This is a genomic window from Massilia sp. FBCC-B171 (assembly GCF_059134155.1).
The window spans coordinates 4,106,071-4,124,096 of record NZ_CP101443.1 but is presented as its reverse complement, the minus strand read 5'-3'; the positions used below and the strand labels follow the sequence as shown (position 1 = coordinate 4,124,096).

The following is an 18,026-nucleotide window of genomic DNA, read 5'->3' as shown; positions in this document are numbered from 1 at the left end:
CCGCAAGGCTAGAACGGTTCATTATCGGGCCGCCTGCGCCAGGTATTGCAGCATATTGTCAGCCGCCGACAACACTTTGGTATTCATCTCATAAGTACGTTGTGCGGCGATCATGTCGACCATTTCTTCGACGACCTGCACGTTCGAACCTTCGAGAGCGCCTTGCTTGAGTTTACCGAGTGCGCCATCGCCCGGACGGCCTTCGGTCGGCGCGCCGCTGGCGCCGGTTTCCGCGAACAGGTTCTCGCCCAGGGCCAGCAGGCCGGCTGGATTGACAAAACCGGTGAGCGTGAGCGCGCCGATTTCGGTCGGAGCGGACTGGCCGGGCACGGTGGCCGAGACGGTGCCGTTTTCAGCAATGGTGATCGCGGTGGCGTTGTTCGGCACGGTGATCTGGGGGACGAGGGCCAGGCCCTGGGCATTGGTCAGGGTGCCGTTGGCGTCGATCTGCAGCTGGCCGGCGCGGGTGAAGGCGGCGTCGCCGTTCGGGCGGCGCACCTGCAGGAAGCCGTTGCCGGAAATGGCGACGTCGAGCTGCTGGCTGGTCGTTTGCAGCGAACCGTTGGTGAACACCTTCTGGGTGCCGACCAGGCGCGTGCCGTTACCGAGCTGGACGCCGTTCGAGACGGTGTTGTCGGCGCTCTGCGCACCCGGCTGGGCGTCGACCTGGTAGTGCAGGTCTTCGAACACGACGCGGTCGCGCTTGAAGCCGACCGTATTCACGTTAGCCAGGTTGTTGGCGATGGCTTGCAGCTTGGCGTCTTGCGCCTGAACACCGGTCTTGCTGATCCACATTGCTGGATTCATGAAATTCTCCTTGGGTAGTCGGCGGGCTTGATTAAGCGCCGAGTAAGCGGTTGCCCGCTTCATTCATCTTGTCGCCAGTCTGGAACAGCTTCATCTGCAGTTCGAAACTGCGGTTCAGGGCCATGGTTGCGACCATCTCTTCGACGGCCGACACGTTGCTGCCTTCGAGCGCGCGGCCGCGCACGGTGATGTTGGCGTCCGCCTGCAGCTGGTCGCCATTGCGGGCGACGATCAGGCCGGCTTCGTTCTTGGTCAGCTCCGGACCTTCGCCGGTCACCAGGCGCAGCTTGTCGATCACCTGCATCGTGGCCGCGCCTTCGGCCATCACCGAGATCGTGCCGTCGTTGCCGATTTCGACTGCCGAGTGGGGCGGCAGCACGATCGGGCCGCCTTCGCCCAGGATCGGACGACCGGACACCGACAGCGCGCCGTTCGCGTCGATGTCGATCGCGCCGGCGCGGGTGTAAGCTTCGGCACCGTTGAATTCGACCGCGAAATAGCCGTTGCCGTTGATCGCCACGTCCAGCGGACGGCCGGTCTCGCGCACGGTGCCGGGCTTGGTCGAGATGGCGTCGGCCTGGGTTTTCGCCATGTGCACGTCGTCGTAGCCGTAGCCGCCGAGCGACTGGGTCGTCACCAGTTCGAGGTTGGCGCGAAAGCCCGGCGTGTCCATATTCGCCAGGTTGTTCGCGTGGACCTGCTGGGCACGCAGCGTGTGCTCGGCGCCGGAGACGGCGGTGAAGATCAGTTTATCCATGGCGTCTTGTCCGCTTACAGTGCCTGCATCAGGGCTTGCATCATCTGGTTCTCGGTCGTGATGACCTTCGAATTGGCCTGGTAGTTACGCTGCGAAGTCATCAGGCCGACGAGTTCCGAAGTGATGTCGACGTTCGAGCCTTCGAGCGCACCGGTATTGAGTTTGCCCGCAAGGCCAGCGCCTGGGGTGCCCAGCAGGGCCAGGCCCGAGGCGGCGTTGGCCACCCAGCTGGTGTCGCTGGTGGCGGTCAGGGCGCCTTCGTTGCCGAAGGTGGCGAGGGCGATGGTGCCGACGGTCTGCTTTTGCTCGTTGCTGTAGCGCGCCACGACCGAACCGTCCGCCGCCAGCTCGACGCCGACGTAGTTGCCCGAAGCATAGCCGTCGGTGCTGTTGGTGGTGCTGGTCGCTTCGCCGGAGAACTGGGTGGTGCCGGCGTAGTCGACCGAGAAGGTGATCGGGGCTGCGCCGCCGGTCGGGGTCAGGGTCAGCGGGCCGCTGTTGGTCGCTGCCGGCATCTGGCCCAGCGAGTCGAAGCTCAAGGCCTTGGTGGCGGCCGGGGCCGCGCCGTCGAAGCCGTAGTGCACGGTGACGGCATTGCTGCCGGTCTTGACGAAGTACTGCGACACGGTGTGCTGGGTGCCGAGCGAATCGTAGAGGACCGATTGCTTGACCATGTTGTAAGTGGCCGGGTCGTTGGCGTTAAAGGCCGGGGTGGCCGGAATTGGCTTCCAGTCGGCCGACAGGTTGCCGACGAACTTCACGCTGGTCGAGGCCTTGGCCGCGATCTGGCCGGTCGGGATCTTGATGTCGCCCATGGTGCCGAGCGTGCCGTTGAGGGTCGGGCCATAGCCCTGCACCTTGCGGCCGGCGGCGTCGATCAGGTTGCCGGCGTTGTCGGCGGCGAAGATGCCGACGCGGCTGTACGACATCGAGCCCTGCGAATCGCGGGTCACGAAGAAGCCGCGGCCTTCGATGGCGGCGTCGAGCGAGCGGCCGGTCGATTCGACCGAACCGTTGGTGCCGATATTCTGGGTCAGCGAGCCGACCGCGACGCCGTTCGCCTGTTCGCCCGCGTACATGGCGGAGAAGTTGGCGCGGCTGCTCTTGAAGCCGTAGGTGCTCGAGTTGGCGATGTTGTTCGAAACGGCTTCCAGCTGCTCGTTGATGGCCTGGATACCGGAGAGGGCGATGTTAAAGCTCATGGCGTAATCCTTGAATATTTAGTTGGCGGCGACCGACGAGGCCTTGCCGTTGAAACCAGTGATGGCGGACGGGTCGACGTCGCCGACACCAGCCACCTGCAATACAACGGAACCGGACCCCGACAGGCGCACGCTGCTCACCGTGCCGGCGATTTCGACGCCCACGGCTGCGCCCTCGGCGGTCTTGGCCGAGATCGCATAGCTGCCTGGCGCGAGGCCGAGCGCAACCGGGTCGATCGTGAATGCTTGTGCACCGCCGTTGTGGAAGGGCAGGGCGACGCTGTGGTTCTGGCCATCGGCGCCGGTCAGCACGAGGTTGGCGCTGCCGGCGGACGGCAGGCTGATGCTGCCGGTCAGCGGCGTGCCGTCGACGCGCACACGGTCAGTGGCGACCGTCACTTGCGAGCCGACCTGGCCGCCCATCGCCAGTACCTGCAGGCTTTGCAGGACGCTGCCGCTGGCGCTGGTGGTTTTTGAGAGGCTTTGCAGCGCTTCGGTCTGCGACAGCTGCGAGAGCTGGTTCACGAACTGGCTCGGGTCGGACGGGGCCAGCGGATCCTGGTTGCGGATCTGGGCCACGAGCAGCTTGGTGAACATGTCCTTGGTCGCGCTCACGTCCGCGCTGGCCGACACCGATCCGGTACCGGCGGCGCCGTTGTTCGCGCTTGCGAGGGAATTATTGGTCAGCATGGTCAGCCTTCGCCCAGTTTCAGCAGGGAGGCCTGCATCGATTTGATCCGGCCCAGCACTTCGACATTGGTTTCGAAGGCGCGCGAGGCGGACATCATGTCGGCCATTTCGGCCACGGAGTTCACGTTGGAATAGACGACCATGCCTTCGGCATTGGCCAGCGGGTTGCCCGGCTCGTAGACCTTGCGTACCGGGTCGGCGCTTTGCACGACGTCGAGTACCTGCACACGGCCGCCGGCGTCGTTTTCCATGACGGCGGCGAAGACGGGCTTGCGTGCGCGGTAGGCTTCGGCTTCGGAGGGGGCGGCGGTATCGGCGTTGGCCAGGTTCGAGGCGATCGTGTTCAGGCGCACCGACTGCGCCGTCATCGCCGAGCCGGCGATAGTCGAGATGTCTTTGAAGCTCATATGATTAACGTCCGTCGATGGCTCTGGCCAGACCGCGCAGCTTCATGTTGATGAAGGTGAGGCTGGTCTGGAAATCGGAGGCGTTCTGCGAGAAGGCTGCCTGCTCGACGCCGATTTCGACGGTATTGCCGTCGGCGCTAGGGTGGAAGGGGGTGCGGTACAGGGTTTCGGCGTCCAGCATGGCCATCTCGCCGTTTTCCAGATCCGCACGTTCCTGCAGCATGGCGCCGAAGTCGACGTCGCGCGCCTTGTAGTTGGGCGTGCTTTCGTTGGCGATGTTCGCGGCCAGCACTTTGGTTCGCTCGGCGCGCACCTGCAGCGCATCCGCGTGAACGCCGAGTGCGTCCTTAAAATTAATCGTCATGGTCGATCTCCGTCGTGAACTGCAGTCTGTTTCGTTAGAATGGGTAACTCTTTAATGCCAAGGTTTCTTGCAATGACCGTTCGTGCCGCTCGTTTTCTTGTCCTGCCCATCGTGTTCGCATCCATGCCGGCCTTCGCTGCGCCGTCCATCGCCAGCCAGGTCGAGGACGCTGCCCGCACCCAGCTGGAAACCCAGGCCGCGGCTTCGGGCCTCGCGGACGCCCGCTTCGAGCTGACCGTGGTGCCGCCGCGCGTGGCCCCGCATTGCCCTGGACCGGTCGAGGTCGACACACTCGATACCCGGCAGGCAAGCCGGATGCGTTTTGCGGTTCGCTGTCCGCAGGCCGGGGCCAGCCGCCTGGAATACATCGTGCGGGCGCGTATTTCCGCGTCCGTGGTGGTGATCGCGACGCCGCTCGCTGCCAATGAATTGATTACCGACGCCCATCTTACCGTAGGGCAACGTGACATTACCAGCATTGCGGACCCAGTGGTCGCTCCAATTGATGCTGTAGGGCAAACCAGCCGCAGATCGTTGCGCGCTGGAGACGTTCTGCGTAACAGTTCGCTAACGGCACCGGTGCTGGTCAAACGGGGGGACGCCGTCGTGATGATTGCGCGGATCGAGGGAATCGAAGTCAGCACGGCCGGCGAAGCGCTCGATGCCGGTGCCAAAGGTGCAACGATCCGGGTGAAGAACAGCGCCAGCGGGCAGACGCTGCGCATGCGCGTCACCGCACCCGGCACGGTGGAACCGACCGATATGCCCCGCCTCAACCGTTAGATCCCTGCAGTTTTCCGGCCAGGCGCGCCAGCTTGGCGGCGTAGGCCGGGTCGGTGGCATAGCCGCCTTTTGCCAGGCCCTGGGCAAACGCATTGGCGTCGCTGCCGGCGCCGATCGCGCCCTTGTAGCGCGGGTTATCGAGCAGCATCTGGGCGTAGTCGCGGAAGGCGGCCGCGCCGTCCGGATAGGCGCGGAACCTGGCGCTGGTTTTGACCGCGGCGCCGCCCACGTATTCGGTGGTGGCCGTCTCGCTGGTCGCACCATCCCACTTGCCGCCGGCCTTGATGCCGAACAGGTTGTGGCTGCTGTCGCCGCCCGCGTTGCGGATCGGGCGCTGGCCCCAGCCCGATTCGAGCGCGGCGTGCGCCTGCACCAGCTCGGGTGCGACGCCCAGCTTGTCGGCCGCTTCCTTGGCCCAGGGCGCGATGTTGTCCAGGAATGCCTGCTGCTCTTCGCTGGTCGAGCCCTCGGCTTCCGGCGCGCCCAGCACCGCTGCCGCGCTGCGTGCGTGCCAGAGACTGCCTTCGGGCGTCAGGTCGGGCACCGAAGCGCCGCCGCCGTTCTGGATGAAGTCGGCGACTTCGCCCTGGACGTCGGCAAATGCGCGGCCGAAGCCGCTGCCGCCGCCGATGGCGGCCGTCGGCCGGGTCGATGCGGCCGGCAGCGTGGCCGAGATCGATGAGGTCGAAAAATCAGCGTGGCGCATAGGTACCGTCTCCGCCGTGCAGCACGCGCTGCATGACCGTGAATTGTTCCGCCAGCAGGTTGCCGTTGCGCGTCGTGGCCAGCTTGCAGGCCACGACCAGGCGTTCCAGTTCGCTCCAGGCGGCGGCCAGTTTGGCGCGGCCAGGTTCAGTCTGGGCGGCGATGAAAGCGCTCATGGTGCCGTCCTGGCCGTGCAGTGCGCGCACCAGGGCGACGCGCTGGTTGCGGCGCGCGTCCATTGCGTCCAGGGCCGGTGCGAGTTCCTCGGCCAGGGCGCCGATTTCAGCGCCCTGGTGGCGCAGCGCGGCCTGGAACTGGCGCTCGAGCAGGGCGTGGATGGCGTTGGCGGCGTCCAGGTCCTGGCCGATGCCCTCGGCCAGGGCGGAAACCGCCTGTTGACGGGTCATGCGGCTCATCCGCGTCCGCCGTGGAAGCGCTGGATCAGGCCGGCGAGACGGCCAGCGTCGAAGGGCAGCTCGCCCTTGGCCAGCGCGTCGCGCAATTCAGCCACGCGGGCGGCGTCGAAATCGGGCAGGGCGGCCAGCGCCTTGGCGGCCGGCTGCAGCACGTCGGACTGCAGCGGCGCGCTGCTTTCCGCGACCGCGGCAGGGGCTGCAGGCGCCGCGCCGGCGGCAGCGCCGCCGATCGCAGGCGTCATCGTGGGAGCGCCGGTTCCAGTGATTTTCATGCGGTTACCTCGGGTTTTCGATTGAATCGTCATGTTATTTCGCCATTTGGCCGCGCAGGGCTGTCGTATCGCCTGCCTTGCCGGCGCCGGGGGCGCTGACCGACACGCCGTCGAGCAGCGCCTCGGTGGCGCCCGGTGCGCCGAACATCGCCGCCACCGAGCGCGATTGGGCGCGCGTCAGGATCATCAGTTCGATGCGGCGGTTGATGCCGGCATCGGTACGCTTGGCGTCGAGCGGCGCGCGGTCGGCCATGCCGACCACCTGCAGCACGCTGTCGTTGCGCATGCCGCCCTGAAGCAGCTGGGCGCGTGCCGCCATCGCGCGGTTCGAGGACAGCGACCAGTTCGACATGCCGGTCTTCTCGGCAAACATGTACTGCACCGAGTCGGTGTGGCCGACGATCAGCATCTGGTTTTCCATCTGCGCGAACAGCGGCGCCATCTTCTGCAGCAGGCGCGCGAAACGCCCGGTCGGCAGCGCGCTGCCGCGCATGAACATGCCCTGGCGGTCGGTATCGTGCAGCATCACGCGCAGGCCGTAGGGCGTGATTTCCGATTGCAGGTTGGCCGCCAGGCCCGCGTCTTCGCTCATCTTTTCCAGCTTCTTCGACAGCTTGTCCAGGTCGGCGGGCGAATCGTAGGAGACGCGCGTGTCGCTCGTCGCGCCCGTGCCCTGGGCGGGCCCGATGCCGTCATGCTGCGTCGGGAAGCGCTCGATCAGGCTGCCGCGCGGGGCGGTCGCGATTTCGGGACGGTTACCCGGGCCCTCGAGCTGGCCGGCGGCGGCGTCCTTCGTCATGTTCTGGATCGCTTCCTTTTCGCGCGCGGCCATCAGCCACAGCACCAGGAACAACGACAGCAGGGCCAGGCAAAAGTCAGCGAACGCGACTTTCCAGGCGCCGCCGTGCTCGTCGTGGTCGTGCTTGCCGCCGCCACGCTTGATGATGGTCTGCTCGTGGTGCTTGTCGTTCAGCTTGGACACTGTTTACCCCGTCATGCGATCGCTGTTGCGGCGCCGCTTGTTCTGCGATTCGTCGTCGCCGCCCATTGCGTTGATCCATTGTTCCAGCTGGGCGAAGCTCGGCTTCGTGTTCAGCTGGATCAGGCGGCGGCCGGCATCGATCGCGAGCAGGGCAGGTTTGCCGGCCACGTGGGTGCACAGCACGACTTTCACGGTTTCCATGGTCGCCGCTTCGCCGTTGACGAGCTGCTTCATCATGTTCGAAATCGGGTCGAGCAGGCCGTAGCAGAAGAAGATGCCGATGAAGGTACCGACCATCGCCGCGCCGACTTTTTCCGCGATCGCGCCCGAATCGGCGCCTTCCGATACCGAATACATCGCCATCACGATGCCGAGAACCGCGGCCAGGATGCCGAAGCCCGGCATGGCTTCGGCGATTTTATGCAGCGACTTCGACGGCTGCATGAGTTCTTCATGAATCGCTTCCAGTTCCTGCTCGAGCACGCCTTCCAGTTCGTGGGCGTTGATCTTGCCCATCGCCATCAGGCGGAAGTTGTCGACGATGAAAGCCAGCAGCTTCGGCTCGTCCAGGATGCGCGGGTAGCGCTGGAAGATCGCGCTCTCGCGCGGCGCTTCGACGTGGGCGTCGAGTGCCTTCAGGCCGCCGGCGGCCAGTTGCAGCAGTTCGTACATCAACAGCAGCAGCTGACGCTGGAATTCGGAATCGTGTTTTTTACGCGACGCGATCTTTTTCAGCTGGTGCGCCATTTCCGCCAGCACGTGCTTTTCGTTGCCGATCACGAGGGCGCCGAAGGCGGCGCCGACGATGATCAGGATCTCGATCGGGTGCCAGATCGCAGTGACCGTGCCGCCCATCAGTGCAAAGCCGCCGAAGACGGAGCCGAGCACGATGAATAAACCTAGGAATTGCTGCATGACTGGCCTTTCTGGATGAAGATCATGATTGTTTCTTTTCTTTTCAACGGGCCCCGAGGGCCGCTTTCATCTTGCTGAGCGCGCTCTTGTTGAGCTGGCAGACGCGGGCGTCGGACAGGTCGAGCACGGCGGCGATTTCCTTGTAGCTCAGTTCGAACTCGTAAATCATCTGGATCACGCGCTGCTCGCGTTCGGACAGCGCGCCCAGTGCCTGTTCCAGGCTGCGCCGCACCATGAAGGCCTCCTCCGGGCCGGCCGTGCTGTTGGCCTGGTCCGTGGCTTCCTGCAGCACTTCGTCGAAGCTGAGCATTTCCTCGGCGCCGTCGTCGAGCAGGTGCTGGTAATAGGCTTCCTGGGTGATGCCGAGCGAATCGGCCGCTTCCTCCGGAGTCGGTTCGCGCCCTAGGTTGCGGGTGAGGGCGCGCAGGGCGTCACGCACGCGGTGCGCATCCTGGCGCACGGTGCGCGGACGCCAGTCCTGGCGGCGCAGCTCGTCGAGGATGGCGCCGCGGATGCGTAGCGAGGCGAAGCTGCCGAAGCCGGTGTCGGGCGCGCCGTAGCGGCGCAGGGCTTCGAGCAGGCCCATGAGGCCGATCTGCTCCATGTCCTCACGCGACATCACGCCCGATACCTGCGAATTCAACTGGCGCACGATGCGTTTGACCAGCGGCGTGTACGCCACCAGGTGCTGCTGCTCTTCGCGCGCGCTCATGCCGGCGGCCACGGACGCACCGTGGTATTCGCTGGCACCGGAGCTATCGGCGTAGTCGGCGTAGTTGTCTGAAAAGGCCACGTGGTCCCCAGGCGTTATTCGACGATCAGCTTGCCGATCATGACTTCGCCGAACGGTTTTTCCCGTTCTTCGCTGGCATAATTGGCATCAAAGGTGTTGTTCAGTTGCGCGGCGACCTGCTCGACCGTCATGCTCGAGGCTTGCGCCAGCGTGAGAGACGACAGCGAACGCACGGCAATCGCGCGCAGCAGCGGCAGGTGTTCCTTGGTCGGCTTCTCGCCCTTGGCATCGGTGGCCAGCACCAGGTCGGTCGACATGTAATGGGTCGTCGTCTCGTTGGGCGCGCGGCGCAGCATCACGATCACCTTGTCGAGCGTGACGTATTTGAGCGGTACATCCGACTTTTCCTTCTTCGGCGCCGCCTTGGCCGCCAGCTGCGCGCCATGCGGCGCTTCCTGCGACTTCATCCACCACATGGCGCCGCCGGCTGCACCGGCAGCGACCAACACGACGGCGAACACGCCGAGAATCATCTTGAGCTTGCTGTTCATGGTTTCGATCTATTAATTAGCTGCGGCCCTGGCCGCGTCCGTTCAGCGAGAACGGGGCGTTGCCGGTATTCGCTTCGGCCAGGGCATTGCCCGGGTCTTGTTCTGGTTGACGTCCATCCTGCTGGCGGCCGCGTCCTTCGCCGCCGGCGAACATCGGCGCCCCGTTGGCGGCGCGCGGTGCCGGCGCCACGTTGACCGAGACGTCGCTGAACTGGCGCTGGGCCAGGTCGTTGCGCAGGTTTTCGCTCACGCTCTGCAACTGGCGCAGCACTTCGCCGTGGGTTGCCGAGATATGCACCTCGAGCGAACCGGCGCTGTGGCGGATCGCGATCTCGACCTTGCCCAGCATCGGCGGCTCGAGGCGGATCACGGCCTGCTCGGCGTTCTTGCCGACCTGGAGCTGCAAGCGCTCGCCGAGCGCTTCCTGCAGGGTCTGGCGCCATGCCGTCGGTGGACCCGACAGCGTCACGGTGTCGGCCGTGCGCTGGCTGGCGGCCGCTGCCGGCGCGGCAATGCCGGCGGTATTCGAGGCAGCACGCTCGGTGTTCGGCGCCGCCTGGTCTTGCGGCGCGTCGGCGCGCGCTGCCTGCGTCTCTGCCGGCATCGGCAGCGCCGCGGCAGCGGCCTTCGGCGCCGCCGACGGCGCTGCCTGGAGCGGCGTGTCGGCCAGCGGCAGGGCTGCCGGGGCGGCGGCCTGTTCGGCGCGGCCTTCACGGCCCTGCGTCGCGTCACGAAGCGGCAGCGAAATCCCGGTATCGGCGGCCGGCGCCGATTCTTTTGCGTTCGGTACGCCCGGCAGCGCGGCGACGACGGCGGCCAGCGTCGCTTGTGCAACCGGCATCAGCGGCATCGACATCGACATCGCACCCAGCAGGGGGGCGTCGGCATGGTGCTGCTGCTCGTCGGCCGGGGCCTCGGCGTCGACAGGCGCGGCATCCGGCGCGGCGCTAGCGGCAGTGGCTTGTACGTTCACAGGTACCAGCTGCTCCAGGCCGAGCCACTGGGCGAATGCGAGCGCAGGCTGGGCCGCGGCCAAGGTCTGGGCCGCGGCCTCCGGTGCCGGTGCGGCACCAGCAGCCGCGTCAGGCGCGACAGGTGCGGCGGCATCGTTTGCGGCCGGCGCTGCGGTCTTGGCAGGCTGCGCCGGCTGGTTCAGGTTCGTCAGGTTCAGGTTCATTCTTGTTGTCCGGCCAGTTCGGTGTCGCCGGAGAGCGCATATGCGATCCAGCCATCCTTGTTGTGACGCATGTCGGCCAGGCGAGCGGCGAGCAGTTCCAGCGCGTCGGCGCAGGCTGCAGCGGCGCCGTCGTGGGCCGCGCGCAACTGCGCCAGTGCGGCCAGCTCAGTGCGGCTCCACGCACCACGTTCGCCGAGCGCCGACAACTGCGGCGCCAGCGCCCGGGCCAGTGCGCCCAGGCGCTCCCAGTCGCTTGCGGCGCCGGCTTCGGTGAAGGCGGCGGCCAGCTTGCCGATTGCAGCGCTCCTAGGCATTGCGTTCCTGGACGCCTTGCCAGCCCTGGCGAATCGTCGTCAGCACGCCGACCACTTCGTCGACCATGGCCGGATCCATCTTGATGCCGGCGCCTTGCAGGCGCGACGAGCAGAAGTCGTACAGGTTGGCCAGGTTGACGACCGTTTCGCCGCCGCTCTCGAAGTCGAGCGAGCTCGACAGGCCGTTGATGATTTCGCAGCATTTGTCGATGCCGACCGCCTTTTGTTCGTAACGCTTGCCGACGATGTGGCCGCGCACGCGCGCCAGCTCGTCGAGCAGGCCGTCGGTCAGCAGCAAAACGAGCTCGACCGGTGTTGCGCGCGAGGTCTGCGAGTCGAGGTTGACAGCGTGATAATTGCCGTAGGCTTCTTGATAGGACATGGCTATGAGTTTAATCTTTTGAGCTGCTGAACAAAGCGTCGAACAGCGAGGTGTTATAGGACATGCTGCTTTGAACGGTTTGCAGCTCTGTGAACTGTTTCAGGTAGCGTCCGTAGGCGTTGTCGAACTGGCGGTCGAGGGCGATCTGGCGATCCGCCAGGGTATCCTGCAGCTTGACGACTGCCGTTTTGCGGTTGCCGATTTGACCGTTGGTGCTGTTGGTCCACATCTTCAGGTAGGTGTCGAGCTTGCCGGCGATGCCAGTCGGCGTGGTGCTGCTGCTGCTGCCGATCAGGGTGTCGAGACCCGTCGGGTTGGCCGTCATGGCCTTGGTCAGCCGGGCGCCGTCGACCGCCAGCGTGCCCTCGCGCGTGGCGATGATGCCGAAGCCGGCGAGGCTGGTGGCGCCGGTGCCGCGCAACAGGCTGACGAGGCGGTCGCGCAGGGCGCGCACGCCGCTGTCGCCGGCAAAGGCGCCGCCGGCGGCGCCGCTCTTCGCGTCGGCCGGGTTCACCAGGGCGTCGACCGCCGACTTCAGCTTGTTATAAGCGTCCACGAAGGCTTGCACGTTGGCCGTCGTTTTCGAAGCGTCCGCCGCGACCGTGAGCGTCACCGGCGCGCTGCCGGCCGCCTGCGCTTTCGTGAGCGTCATGCTGACGCCATCGATCACGCTGAAGGTGTTGCTGGCCTGGGTGATTTTGGTACCGGTGCTCGAACCGATGCGCACGATCGCGTCCTGCGCCGCCGACAGCAGGTTCGGCGTCACGTTGATCTTCGTCTTCAAGGCGGCGTCCGCGCTGCCGCTGGTGCTGACGCTGATGGTGTTGGCCGCGCCGGTGGCGTTGGAGCTCAGCACGAGTTCCGAGGTGGTGCCGGTGGTGACGACCGAGGCCGACAGACTGGTGTTGCCGGTAGCGCCATTGATCGCCGCCGCCAGGTCGCGCACGGTCCAGGTGGCCTTGGTCGTGAGGTCGATCGTGAACGAGCCGGTGCCGACGCCGAGCGTCATCGAACCTTTGCCGGTGAAGTCGGTCATGCCGCCGTAGGACACCTTGTGCGACGCTGCGATCTGTTCGACGAAGAAGGCATAGGTGCCGGCCGCCGCGACGGGCGTCGCGGTGGCGCTGGCAATGGTGGTGTCGCTGAACACGGCGCTGTTGGCCGCCAGCGTCTTGCCGGTGCCGGTCAGGCTCGACAGGCTGGTCTGGAAAGCGGAGAGCGTCGAGCTGAGGCTAGCCAGGGCCTTCTGCACGGCGATGGCCGTATCGCTCTGGCGTTTCAGGGTCTGCTGGCGTCCCGCCGTGACGCTTTCCGCCAGTGCCTGGGCCGTCGTTGTCGGGTCGTAGTTGGTGCCGATGCTTGCCATTGGTTCTCCTTGTTTTCCGTGTTGCCGGGCTTATGCCCGTCCTGCCAGCCACGACTGGGTGGCGATTTCGTCTTCGCGCTTGCGCGCAGCGCGTTCCCGCTCGCGCGACAGTGCGTCGTGCTGCTGCTCGAGCACCTTGCCCAGCAGTTCGCGGCGCGTCCAGGCTTGCGCCAGGTTGCGCTGCGAGACCGCCATGTTCGCCTCGTGCAGCTGGAGGTCGGTACGGTGATGGTCGGCCATGGCAAACACGGCCTGCTTGTAGTGTCCGCAGTTCAGGGCCAGGGCCGGCGCCAATAGTCCGGCCGAGCACTTGCCCGATGCGCCGCTGCCCTCGGCCAGCGAATCGAGGCGTGCCAGGTTGGCCTGGTATCGCGCACGGGTCGCTTCCTGGCGTGCGAGCTCGGTCTGCAGCTTGTCGACCTCGAGGCTGCGCAGCTGGACCAGCGTATCGAGGCTCTGGATCTGGTCGCGCCGGTTCATGCCATCATCCCTTGCAGTTGCGGCACGCAGTCCTCGAGCGGCGCGCCTTCGCGCGTGCCCTGGCACAGGAAGGCTTCGATCTGCGGCTGCAGGCGCACCGCGCGGTCGGTTTCCGGATCGGCGCCCGGCGTATAAGCGCCCAGCGGAATCAGGTCGCGCACGCGCGCATGCTTGGCCATGGCAGCCTTGAGTTTGCGCGCCGCGTTCGAATGCTCGGGCGTAACCACTTGCGCCATGCAGCGGCTGATCGACTGGGCGACGTCGATGGCCGGATAGTGTCCGGCCTCGGCCAGTTCGCGCGTGAGCACGATGTGGCCGTCGAGGATCGCGCGTGCCGTGTCGACCACCGGATCCTGCTGGTCGTCGCCTTCGGCCAGCACGGTATAAATAGCGCTCATGCTGCCTTCGGCGTTCTCGCCATTGCCGGCCGATTCCACCAGCTGCGGCAGGTTCGAGAACACCGAGGGTGGATAGCCGCGCGTGGCCGGCGGCTCGCCCAGCGACAGCGCCACTTCGCGCAGCGCCATGGCATAGCGGGTCAGCGAGTCGACCAGCAGCAGCACGTTCTGGCCGCGGTCGCGGAAGTGCGCCGCGACCGAGTGGCACAGTTCCGTGGCCATGACGCGCATCATCGGCGACTCGTCGGCGGGCGCCACGACCAGCACGGCGCGCTTCAGGCCTTCAGGCCCAAGCGACTTCTCGACGAATTCGCGCACCTCGCGGTTACGCTCGCCGATCAGGCCCACCACGATCACGTCGGCCACCGTCTGGCGCGTGATCAGGCCGAGCAGCACCGATTTGCCGACGCCGGAACCGGCCATCAGGCCGACGCGCTGGCCTTTGCCCAGCGTGAGCATCGAATTGATCGCGCGCACGCCGACATCGAGCGGCTCGTCGACCGGGGTTTTACGCAAAGGATTGACCTTCGGCGGCGTGAAGTTCAGCGGCTGGTCGCCGCCGAGACGGCCCAGGCCATCGATTTCTTCGCCCAGGCCATTGACCATGCGGCCCAGCCACGACGGGCCGATCATCAGGCTGGCGGCGGTTTTTTCCGGCAGCACGCGCGCACCGGTGGCAAGGCCGTTCGCTTTTTTGAACGGCATCAGGTACGACACCTTGTCGCGGAAACCCACGACCTGGGCATCGAGCCAGCCGCCGTCATTGAGTTCGACGCGGCAGCGTTGGCCCGTGTGCAGCTTGCAGCCGACCGATTCGAGCAGCAGGCCCTGCGCACCGACCAGGCGGCCGGTTGGCGTCGCGACCGGCACGGCGCCGATATCGAGCGAACGCAGGGTGTCGAGCAGTGCTGTCATGCCTGTTCCTCTTCAGGGGCGGCGAGGGCCTCGCGCACCTGGTCCATGCAGGCGGCCAGGCGGCCCTGGCAGCCGGCGTCGACTTCATGGTCGCCCGCTTTCACGCGGATTTCGCCTGGGATGAGCGAAGGATCGGCCAGCAAATTCCACTTCTTGGCGCGCTTCGGATCGAGTTCGCTCACGCGCTTGAGTTCTTCCGGATTCATCAGCACTTCGATGGTGTCGCGTGCCGGCGGCATCGCGGCCAGCGCTTCGTCGACCAGGGCCAGCAGCTGGGTCGGCTGCAGGGCCAGTTCGGCGCGAATCACCTGGCGCGCGATCTTGCCGACCAGGTCGACCACTTCCTTGCGCTGCGCCGTCTTGAAATCGCTCTTCAGCTTTTTCAGCGCTTTCAGGGCAGCGTCGACCGGCTTGCCGATCTGTTCGAGATGGGCCAGCGCCTCGGCGCGGCCTTCTTCCAGCCCGGCGGCAAGGCCCTCGGCCTGGCCGGCGGCGTAACCTGCGGCGCGCGCCTCTTCGAAGCCGGCGTCATAGCCGTCTTGCTGGCCCTGGCGGAAACCGGCTGCCAGCGTGCTGTCCCAGTCTTCCTGCATCGGCGCTTCATGGCCGGTGCTCGACAGGGTCCCGTTCGCAGCGCGAACCTGGTGCAGGGGCGGGAAGTGGAAAGGCCGGAACTGCTTCATTCCGCGGTAGCCTCGGCGAACAGCTGCACGTCGATTTCGCCGGCATCGGCCAGCGCCTTCACGGCAACCATGATGTCCTTGCGCGTCTGCTCGATGCGCGACATCGGCACCGGGCCCGAACGGCGCATCAGGTCTTCAAACGACTGCGCCTGGCGCTTCGGCATCGCCGACAGGATCGCATCGCGCAGCGCAGGCTCGGCACCCTTCAGGGCAATCGCCCACTGCTCGAGCGGAATGTCGTCGAGCAGGCGGGTGATGACTTGCTCGGTCTGGCGCGACAGGATGAAGAAGTCGTACATCGACATCTCGATCTGGGACACGACGTCCGGATCGTGGGCGCGCAGCAGTTCGACCATGCCGGCGCGGTTGTTCGGAAGGCGGTTCAGGATCTCGGCGACCTGGCGCACGCCTTCAACGCTCGCGCTTTGGGTGTCGAGCGCGGACAGGCAGCGCGTGACCAGGTCTTCCAGTTCCTTCAGCAGGTCGCGGTCGATCTCGTCCAGGCGTGCCAGGTTCAGCAGCACCAGGTCGCGGCTGTTTTCCGGCAGGCCCTCGATGATCTGGCCGGCCAGCGCCGGCGGCAGGAAGGCGAGGAAGACCGCCTGCATCTGCACGTGTTCGTGCGAGATGAATTCGGCCAGCCATTTCGGCGAGGCGTACTGCAGGCGCGCCATCATCGGGCGGATCGCGTCGCCATAAATCGTGTTCAGGACGCTGTTGGCGATGTCGCTGCCCAGCGCCAGGTCGAGCGAGCGCTTGAGGTAGGTACGCGAGGCGCCATGCAGGCCGCTTTGCTCGCGGTAGTCGTCGAAGAAGTTCTGGACCGCGTACTTGACCGAGTCGACCTTGATGCCGCTCATGCGCGACATCACCTGGGTCAGTTCGATCAGTTCGTCGCGCTCGAGGCAGCGCAGCACGGCGGCGGCCGGCTCTTCGCCGATCGACAGCAGGACGATCGCAGCTTGCTCGACCGGGGTCAGGGCGGTGCCCTCGGCGTTATTGTTCAGTTCGGCCATGATTTTTCTTCTGCACCCATTGTTTGACGACTTCGGCAACGCGCTCCGGCTCTTTCCCGGCAAGCACCTTGAGGTGATCGACCATCACATCCACGGCGGAACCGGCCGGCGGCAGATCATAGTTTTCCAGCAGCGGCACGACGGCGGCGACACCGCTGCCGGCAGGCAGGGCAGCGACGGCAGCGTCGATCGGCGCGGCACCCGCGGCGTTCGGCAGCGCAGCCGCGCTTGCACCCGTGGTGCCAGGCGCCGGCAGGGCCGGGGCCATGCGCGCCGTGACGGTACGCAGCATTGGACGGGCCAGCAGCAGATAGGCGAGCAGGGCGCCGACGATCCAGAGGCCGTAGCCGGTGGCGTCGACGATGGTGTCGCGCTCCTGCCACCATGGCTCGATGGCTGCCGGGGCCGGGAAGGTGAGGCTCGACACAGCCAGCACGTCGCCGCGTTCGGCGTTGATGCCCAGGCCACCGGCGAGGATTTTCTCGATGTTCGCCAGTTCCGCAGGCGTGTAGCCGGTCTTGGCATTCGCGGCGCTGGCGTTGTTCAGCACCACGGCGACGGACAGCTTGCGCAGGCGGCCGCGCGAACGCTTGATCTGGGTGATCGCACGGTCGTAGGCGTACTGGCGGGTGGTCGCGTTCTTGCGCGAGTTGTTGTTGTCGCCCGCCTTGTCGGCGGCGGCATCGGCTGCTGCGCCAGGCGCGGCCGGATCGGCAGGCACCGGCGGACGGTTCGACAGCGTGCCCGGCACACCCATCGCGAGGCGGCTCTTTTCCATCTCTTCGCGCATCGCTTCGCTGGTGACCTTCGGCGCTTCGCCGTATTTTTCCTGGGTCTCTTCGATCTTGTCGTTGTCGATGTCGGCGGTGACGCTGACCTTGAAGTTGTTCGCGCCCAGCACGGGGCCGAGCAGCTCGTTGACGTTGGCGCGCACTTCGTTCGATACGCGCAGCGCGGCGGCATCGCCCTGGCCGGCGCCGTCGAAGCCTTCCGACAGGTCGACACGCGAGGACAGGTAGTTGCCGGCCTGGTCGACCAGCGACACACGCGCCGGCGACAGGCTGGCAACGCTGCCCGAGACCATGTTGACGATGGCCGCGATCTGCTCGTTGCCCAGCGTCTTGCCCGGCTTGGTCGCGATCACGACGGAGGCGGAGCTCTGGTCCGAGGCGCCCGCCACGAAGGAATTGGTCTTGGCGATCGCCAGGTGCACGCGCGCCGAGGCGATCGAATCGAGCGTCAGGATGCTTTGCGCCAGCTCGCCTTCCAAGCCGCGCCGGAAGCGCACGTCCTGCACGAACTGCGACACGCCCAGCGGATCGTTCTTGTCCATCAGCTCGAGGCCAGCCGGCAGCTGGGCGGCGACGCCCTTGGCCGCGAGCAGCATGCGCACCTTGCCCAGTTCGTTCGACGGCACCATCACCTGGCCGCTCTCCGGATGGATGCGGTAAGGGATCTGCTCGGCTTCGAGCACGGTCATCATGTCGCTCGCGGCGACTTTTTCGCGCGCGCCGAAGACCGGCTTGTAATTGGCCTGGTCCTGCCACATGAACATCATGACGGCGGCGGTAATGACGACAGCCAGCACCAGCAGCGGGGTCATGTTGTTGCGGAGCAGGGGAGGCAGGCCGGGCATCGCGCCGAGCCTTGCGCCGCCGAAGGCATTCTTGAGTTTCGAAATCACGTTGTGTTTTTCCGTTGAGTCAAACTG

At 66.2% G+C, this 18,026-nt stretch carries 23 protein-coding genes; 1 reads left to right on the top strand and 22 read right to left on the bottom strand.

Annotation, left to right across the window (positions count from 1 at the left end):
- Positions 1-21 precede the first annotated feature (21 nt).
- Genes flgG through flgB form a run of 6 tightly spaced genes read right to left on the bottom strand, consistent with a single transcriptional unit; the run spans position 22 to position 4,227 of the window.
- The gene (flgG, locus tag NMB41_RS18760; protein ID WP_494379314.1) at positions 22-807 is read right to left on the bottom strand and encodes a flagellar basal-body rod protein FlgG; all 786 of its coding nucleotides are present in this window, start codon (positions 805-807) and stop codon (positions 22-24) included.
- 31 nt (positions 808-838) lie between these two features.
- Positions 839-1,564 (bottom strand): flagellar basal body rod protein FlgF, encoded by a 726-nt coding sequence (locus tag NMB41_RS18755; protein WP_494379313.1) that lies wholly within the window; start codon positions 1,562-1,564, stop codon positions 839-841.
- Positions 1,565-1,578: 14 nt separating this feature from the next.
- Positions 1,579-2,766, bottom strand: coding sequence for a flagellar hook protein FlgE (locus NMB41_RS18750; RefSeq protein WP_494379312.1), 1,188 nt, complete (start codon positions 2,764-2,766; stop codon positions 1,579-1,581).
- An 18-nt stretch (positions 2,767-2,784) separates the two neighbouring features.
- Positions 2,785-3,456: a flagellar hook capping FlgD N-terminal domain-containing protein gene (locus NMB41_RS18745; RefSeq protein ID WP_494379311.1), complete on the bottom strand. Its 672-nt coding sequence runs from the start codon at positions 3,454-3,456 to the stop codon at positions 2,785-2,787.
- Between the two features lie 2 nt (positions 3,457-3,458).
- The gene (gene flgC, locus NMB41_RS18740) at positions 3,459-3,863 is read right to left on the bottom strand and encodes a flagellar basal body rod protein FlgC (protein WP_494379310.1); all 405 of its coding nucleotides are present in this window, start codon (positions 3,861-3,863) and stop codon (positions 3,459-3,461) included.
- Between the two features lie 4 nt (positions 3,864-3,867).
- Complete coding sequence (flgB, locus tag NMB41_RS18735; protein ID WP_494379309.1) at positions 3,868-4,227, bottom strand: flagellar basal body rod protein FlgB; 360 nt, start codon at positions 4,225-4,227, stop codon at positions 3,868-3,870.
- 72 nt (positions 4,228-4,299) lie between these two features.
- Here flgB and flgA point away from each other — a divergent pair, with 72 nt between their 5' ends.
- Complete coding sequence (gene flgA, locus NMB41_RS18730; RefSeq protein ID WP_494379308.1) at positions 4,300-5,010, top strand: flagellar basal body P-ring formation chaperone FlgA; 711 nt, start codon at positions 4,300-4,302, stop codon at positions 5,008-5,010.
- Here flgA and NMB41_RS18725 read toward each other — a convergent pair.
- From NMB41_RS18725 to fliF, 16 genes are read right to left on the bottom strand one after another with little or no spacing between them, the layout of a single operon-like run.
- Entirely contained in the window at positions 5,000-5,716 is a 717-nt protein-coding gene (locus NMB41_RS18725) for a glucosaminidase domain-containing protein (RefSeq protein ID WP_494379307.1), read from the bottom strand. The genes flgA and NMB41_RS18725 overlap by 11 nt on opposite strands.
- Positions 5,703-6,122 carry a flagellar export chaperone FlgN gene (gene flgN, locus NMB41_RS18720; protein ID WP_494379306.1) on the bottom strand — a complete coding sequence of 140 codons (420 nt, stop codon included), beginning with the start codon at positions 6,120-6,122 and terminating at the stop codon, positions 5,703-5,705. Before flgN ends, NMB41_RS18725 begins: the two co-directional genes overlap by 14 nt.
- A gap of 5 nt (positions 6,123-6,127) precedes the next feature.
- Positions 6,128-6,403 (bottom strand): flagellar biosynthesis anti-sigma factor FlgM, encoded by a 276-nt coding sequence (flgM, locus tag NMB41_RS18715; RefSeq protein WP_494379305.1) that lies wholly within the window; start codon positions 6,401-6,403, stop codon positions 6,128-6,130.
- Positions 6,404-6,437: 34 nt separating this feature from the next.
- Entirely contained in the window at positions 6,438-7,385 is a 948-nt protein-coding gene (locus NMB41_RS18710; RefSeq protein WP_494379304.1) for a flagellar motor protein MotB, read from the bottom strand.
- Positions 7,386-7,388: 3 nt separating this feature from the next.
- A complete protein-coding gene (gene motA, locus NMB41_RS18705) occupies positions 7,389-8,300 on the bottom strand; it encodes a flagellar motor stator protein MotA (protein ID WP_494379303.1) in 912 nt (303 codons plus the stop codon).
- A gap of 43 nt (positions 8,301-8,343) precedes the next feature.
- Positions 8,344-9,093 carry a FliA/WhiG family RNA polymerase sigma factor gene (locus tag NMB41_RS18700; protein WP_494379302.1) on the bottom strand — a complete coding sequence of 250 codons (750 nt, stop codon included), beginning with the start codon at positions 9,091-9,093 and terminating at the stop codon, positions 8,344-8,346.
- 14 nt (positions 9,094-9,107) lie between these two features.
- Positions 9,108-9,584 carry a flagellar basal body-associated FliL family protein gene (locus tag NMB41_RS18695; protein WP_494379301.1) on the bottom strand — a complete coding sequence of 159 codons (477 nt, stop codon included), beginning with the start codon at positions 9,582-9,584 and terminating at the stop codon, positions 9,108-9,110.
- A 16-nt stretch (positions 9,585-9,600) separates the two neighbouring features.
- Complete coding sequence (locus NMB41_RS18690) at positions 9,601-10,761, bottom strand: flagellar hook-length control protein FliK (RefSeq protein ID WP_494379300.1); 1,161 nt, start codon at positions 10,759-10,761, stop codon at positions 9,601-9,603.
- Positions 10,758-11,075, bottom strand: coding sequence for a hypothetical protein (locus NMB41_RS18685; RefSeq protein ID WP_494379299.1), 318 nt, complete (start codon positions 11,073-11,075; stop codon positions 10,758-10,760). Before NMB41_RS18685 ends, NMB41_RS18690 begins: the two co-directional genes overlap by 4 nt.
- Positions 11,068-11,457 (bottom strand): flagellar export chaperone FliS, encoded by a 390-nt coding sequence (gene fliS / locus NMB41_RS18680; protein WP_494379298.1) that lies wholly within the window; start codon positions 11,455-11,457, stop codon positions 11,068-11,070. The genes NMB41_RS18685 and fliS overlap by 8 nt, the downstream gene beginning before the upstream one ends.
- A 10-nt stretch (positions 11,458-11,467) precedes the next feature.
- Positions 11,468-12,823, bottom strand: a complete 1,356-nt coding sequence (fliD, locus tag NMB41_RS18675; RefSeq protein ID WP_494379297.1) for a flagellar filament capping protein FliD — start codon at positions 12,821-12,823, stop codon at positions 11,468-11,470.
- 30 nt (positions 12,824-12,853) lie between these two features.
- A complete protein-coding gene (fliJ, locus tag NMB41_RS18670) occupies positions 12,854-13,303 on the bottom strand; it encodes a flagellar export protein FliJ (RefSeq protein ID WP_494379296.1) in 450 nt (149 codons plus the stop codon).
- Entirely contained in the window at positions 13,300-14,616 is a 1,317-nt protein-coding gene (gene fliI, locus NMB41_RS18665; protein WP_494379295.1) for a flagellar protein export ATPase FliI, read from the bottom strand. The genes fliJ and fliI overlap by 4 nt, the downstream gene beginning before the upstream one ends.
- On the bottom strand, positions 14,613-15,299 hold the full coding sequence (fliH, locus tag NMB41_RS18660) for a flagellar assembly protein FliH (RefSeq protein WP_494379294.1): 687 nt from the start codon (positions 15,297-15,299) through the stop codon (positions 14,613-14,615). The genes fliI and fliH overlap by 4 nt, the downstream gene beginning before the upstream one ends.
- Entirely contained in the window at positions 15,296-16,315 is a 1,020-nt protein-coding gene (locus NMB41_RS18655; protein WP_494379293.1) for a flagellar motor switch protein FliG, read from the bottom strand. Before NMB41_RS18655 ends, fliH begins: the two co-directional genes overlap by 4 nt.
- Entirely contained in the window at positions 16,296-17,999 is a 1,704-nt protein-coding gene (gene fliF, locus NMB41_RS18650) for a flagellar basal-body MS-ring/collar protein FliF (protein WP_494379292.1), read from the bottom strand. Before fliF ends, NMB41_RS18655 begins: the two co-directional genes overlap by 20 nt.
- Positions 18,000-18,026 lie beyond the last annotated feature (27 nt).